This window comes from Labilibaculum sp. K2S, assembly GCF_030372765.1.
GTDB lineage: Bacteria > Bacteroidota > Bacteroidia > Bacteroidales > Marinifilaceae > Labilibaculum.
Genome location: NZ_JAUCMW010000002.1, coordinates 427,961 through 432,595, shown reverse-complemented (window position 1 = coordinate 432,595; position 4,635 = coordinate 427,961). Strand labels below are relative to the sequence as shown.

Sequence of the window (4,635 nt, the reverse complement as noted above, 5' to 3'; positions counted from 1 at the left end):
GTTTTGATCATTTGTTGCATGTGGCCATTAATTATTCCCTGTGATTCCCGCAAATTTTTGCAATCATCAAACAATTATTTTATTGAATTTGAAAATCAGGAACACCTGAAAATAAAAGGCCACGCCATGTCGTGTCCCTAGGGTTTTCGTGAACAAATTATTTGTGTGGATTTATGTTGTGTTGTGCATGGTAGGGACAACGACATGGCGTGTCCGTTTTGATCATTTGTTGCATGTGGCCATTAATTATTCCCTGTGATTCCCGCAAATTGTTGCAATCATCAAACAAACATTTTATTGAATTTGAAAATCAGGGACACCTGAAAATAAAAGGCCACGCCATGTCGTGCCCCTAGGGTTTTCGTGAACAAATTATTTGTGTGGATTTATGTTGTATTGTGCATGGTAGGGACATCGCCATGGCGTGTCCGTTTTAATCATTTGTTGCATGTGGCCATTAATTATTCCCTGTGATTCCCGCAAATTGTTGTCATCATCAAACAATTATTTTATTGAATTTGAAAATCAGGGACACCTGAAAATAAAAGGCCACGCCATGGCATGCTCCTACGGTTTTCGTGAACAAATATTTGTTGAAATATCCCATCCATTGCCACGGGTTTCCATTCAAGGATTTTTGTAAGCAATGGCAATTCCATTTGTTGGTGCATTTTGTTTGTTCAGGGTTTTAATCTGCCCGGCTCCAAGCAGGGCTTTTCTTTTTCTAACCAACTATAGCTTAGGGCTTGTGATTAAATGTGAGATAATTTTTTTTTTTCGGGAAGTCTGTTTTTTTGTAAATTGCTGTTAAATAAAACGCATACTATATCTTAAACATCATGAACGAAGAATTAAACCAACTGTCAACCGAAGAGTTGGAATATCTTTTGGGAAAATTAAATGAACCAGAGGATTGGGCATTTGAGCAGGAAGCCATGTTGCCACCAATGGAAATACCAATTCATCGATTAGAAGGGTCATATGTAATTGGAGGTTCAGGCTCAAAATTGAAAGCTCCAATAGAAATTGATTTTGATGCCGTTCGGAATAAGGGGATCTGCTTTTTTTTGGAGAACAAAGACAAAATGAAGGTCTTAATTTGCGGGAATGAGGATATTCAAAAAGAAGTACTTAAGAATGAGAAGTCGAACACCAAATGGCTATTGGAAAAGCTAACCGAAAGCTTCCTTAAAGATGTTGATTTAAAAAAATCGGCAATGGTACTGGCTGTATATTTGGTGCGAATTGGTATCAAAGGCCTTTGCCATTAAAAAAAGATGAACAGCCCCAAGCGGGGTTTTCCTTTTCCCATCCATTGCCCCAGCTAAAGCAGGGGACAAGATGATTTGCTTCTGTCTTTCGGGAGAGGATACTGAAGAGGAGAATCATCCATTGCCCTCGGATTTAAATTTCCATGTACTTTTAAATTATCCTTGGCTTTAGCACCCAAATTTATAAAGAAGGGAATCTATTTTATAAATTGCTTCAGTTTGTTTGAAAAAATAATTATAGTTAATTTGGATATGCCTAAAATAAACTAAGATCCAGAAAATATGATCGGTGAAATGACATCTACTCAAGAAGAGATCTATTTTGAGAAACACATGAGAAATAAACGCGAGGCATTCGATGGCATGCGAGCTTATCACCTGAGCGAAATAGAACATAAGAAGGATGCAGTGGAAATGATTAAGACCATACTAACTGTTACAATATTGGTATATGGTGGTATGTTAGGAATGATTATTTCGGGTAAAGTTCCACTTGCTTTTTTTTCGTCGCTGTGCTTGGCGCTTTTATTATTTTGTACAGTATGTTTTATCTCCTATAAGATTGTGAGTGTAACCAATCTTAAAATATCAAAAGATAATGCGCGCTATCGTAAATATGCCGAGGAGTATGTGAAGGAACGTGATATCCTTGAGTTGGATGCCGACTTGCAATTACAAGATTATTGTTCTGCTTGGAAAGAGGTGAAAGATCTAAACAAAACAGGTTTTTATTTCACCAAAAGCATATTGAGTGTATTTGCAGGGTTGCCAATAATTATTTCCATAATTGGCAGTGTATTTATTGTGTATGTTTCTAATCTGTTGTAATTAAATAGCATCATTTGCCTCGGGTTTTCAATCCGGGAATTGTGAAGAAATGTTCTGATGCCAGCATTTGTTATTCAAAGCCAAAGATTCTTCGTCAAGCTCAGAATGACAATAGAATTTCGGGAGATAAATGATTAGGATCACATGCAATGATTATTTATTCTTTGCCTTTGGTTTTAACCAAAGGATTTTAGAGAGGCCGCATTTGTTATTCAAAGCCAAAGATTCTTCGTCAAGCTCAGAATGACAATGGAATTTCGGGAGATAAATGATTAGGATCACATGCAATGATTATTTATTCTTTGCCTTTGGTTTCAACCAAAGGATGTAAAAAGAAAGATGGAACAAACCCTACAAATCGTAGCCCGGTTTATCGGCCGAAGAAATCACGAAAGTGCTGTTGAACCGGCTGATGTGTTCGAATTTCGATAGTTTCTCCTGAATAAAGAACTGGAATGCTTTCATGTCTTTCACCATTAGTTTAAGCAAGGCATCATAATTTCCTGAGGTGTAATAAAACTCCATTACCTCGGGCAGAGCCAAAACTTCCGCTTCAAATTTATCCACCACATCGCGGGTGTGCTTGGTCAGTAAAATAGAGATGAAAACCATCATGCTTCGGTCTATTTTATCGGGATCGAGACGGGCCACATACCCTTTAATAATACCACTTCGTTCCAGCTTTTTAACCCTTTCGTACACAGGCGTGTTGCTTAGGTGCAGTTTTTCGGCAAGCTCCTTGGTGGTGATGCGGCAATCCTGTTGCAGGAGCTGTAAAATTTTACGATCTGTTTTGTCCAGTTTATCCATGAGAAGAAAATTTATCCAGCAATATTGGTATAAAGTCTGAAGCAAAGATATAAATTCTTTTATAATCGATTTATGTAGATCAGTTTACTGTAAATCTACTCTTAGCTAGTAAATTTTTACCGTAAGTCATACATTTGAAGAGAATTTTAACAGGAAACAAATACGGATTTTCACCTTTTCACCTGTCGGCACTTGGTTTACATTCAATTATATTTTGAAATGTGTTCACGATCTCCGCTTCGCTGCGGTACCCATAAAAGGCGGAAGATTCGAGAATTGGAATTGATGAAGTTAATTTTCTCCCATTTTTAGGGGATCCCGAAATTCGGAACAAAGGACAGAGGGGTGTTTTTATCCCGGTTCAGTAAAAGCAAAATAACAAACAACTAACGCAAAACTGAGTGCCTCACTTAAAGTGAGACTCTCAGTGATAAAAATTAAAGAAATGATCAGCGATTTAAAAGGAACCTTTTCTCAAATCAGCAATAACAACAAGCGATCAGCCATTCGTGAGATTTTGAAGTTGACACAAAATCCCGAAATCATCTCTTTTGCAGGTGGACTGCCGGCTCCGGAATCTTTTCCTGTTGATGCATTGGACAGCATTGTTTCGAATATGCTGCGCGAAGAAGGAGCTGCCGTATTGCAATACGATGCTACCGAAGGCGTTACTGAGTTAAGAGAATTGCTTTTAAAAAAGTATCAGGATGAAGGTGTAGAATGTTCTTTGGATAACCTGATTGTTACCACCGGATCGCAGCAAGGTTTGGATTTGGTAGGGAAAGTTTTTGTGAACCAAGGTGATGTGGTGATCTGTGGTCTGCCTTCTTACCTTGGAGGGATTGGTGCCTTTCAGGCTTATGGCGCAAAAATGGCAGGCGTGCCAATGGATGAGCACGGCATGAGTGCCGAACTTTTGGAGGCCAGACTGGAAGAACTAAAGCAGCAGGGCATCAAGCCAAAGTTTATTTATGTGATTCCTGATTTCCAAAATCCAACAGGTATTACCATGCCTGAATCGCGTCGTTTGGAAATTATTGCATTGGCTCACAAATACGATGTGCTGATTGTTGAAGATTGTCCGTATCGTGAAGTTCGTTTCGAAGGAAAATCTCAGCGCATGATGTACGAATTGGACAATGACAATCATGTACTCACTTTAGGAACTTTCTCGAAGATTTTTGCACCGGGATTCCGTATTGGATGGGTTTTGGGACCCAAAGATGTCAACGAAAAGATTGTGGTTGCCAAGCAATCGGCTGATTTGTGTACACCAACATTCGTACAGAAAATTGCCATTGGTTATATGAAATCGGGTTTGTTCGAAACCAATCTGCAAAAAACGATTGATCTGTATCATCAGCGCAGGGATGTAATGTTGGAGCAGTTGGAGAAGCACATGCCCGAGGGGGTCAATTGGACGCGTCCGGAAGGTGGCATGTTCCTGTTCATTACTTTGCCGGAACATATGAATGCTTTGGATCTGTTTCAGAAAGCCATCGAAAAAAAGGTCGCCTTTGTTACTGGAAATGTTTTCTATTGCGATGGTGGCGGACACAATACCATGCGCCTGAATTTTTCCTATGTGAACAACGAAAAAGCAATAGCCGGAGTAGAGCGCCTGGCAGAGATTGTGAAAGAAGAAATGTTGGTTGAGGTTTGAGAAAACCCCCAGCTAAAGCAGGGGACAAAGGACATGAGGGGTATTGTGTTATTTTGATGATGA

Annotated in this window: 5 protein-coding genes; 4 read left to right on the top strand and 1 reads right to left on the bottom strand. The window is 39.2% G+C overall.

Annotation, left to right across the window (positions count from 1 at the left end; translation table 11 throughout):
• The first annotated feature begins 448 nt into the window (after window positions 1-448).
• From QUH73_RS04945 to QUH73_RS04935, 3 genes are all read left to right on the top strand, one after another.
• Window positions 449-643, top strand: coding sequence for a hypothetical protein (locus QUH73_RS04945; RefSeq protein ID WP_289529352.1), 195 nt, complete (start codon window positions 449-451; stop codon window positions 641-643).
• A 196-nt stretch (window positions 644-839) separates the two neighbouring features.
• Window positions 840-1,271, top strand: a complete 432-nt coding sequence (locus QUH73_RS04940; RefSeq protein ID WP_289529351.1) for a hypothetical protein — start codon at window positions 840-842, stop codon at window positions 1,269-1,271.
• A gap of 294 nt (window positions 1,272-1,565) precedes the next feature.
• Entirely contained in the window at window positions 1,566-2,099 is a 534-nt protein-coding gene (locus tag QUH73_RS04935; RefSeq protein WP_289529350.1) for a hypothetical protein, read from the top strand.
• Window positions 2,100-2,450: 351 nt separating this feature from the next.
• On the opposite strand, the gene QUH73_RS04930 is transcribed toward QUH73_RS04935, so the two are convergent.
• Window positions 2,451-2,909 carry an Lrp/AsnC family transcriptional regulator gene (locus QUH73_RS04930; protein WP_289529349.1) on the bottom strand — a complete coding sequence of 153 codons (459 nt, stop codon included), beginning with the start codon at window positions 2,907-2,909 and terminating at the stop codon, window positions 2,451-2,453.
• A gap of 445 nt (window positions 2,910-3,354) precedes the next feature.
• On the opposite strand from QUH73_RS04930, the gene QUH73_RS04925 reads away from it, so the two are divergent.
• Window positions 3,355-4,572, top strand: coding sequence for an aminotransferase-like domain-containing protein (locus tag QUH73_RS04925; RefSeq protein WP_289529348.1), 1,218 nt, complete (start codon window positions 3,355-3,357; stop codon window positions 4,570-4,572).
• Window positions 4,573-4,635 lie beyond the last annotated feature (63 nt).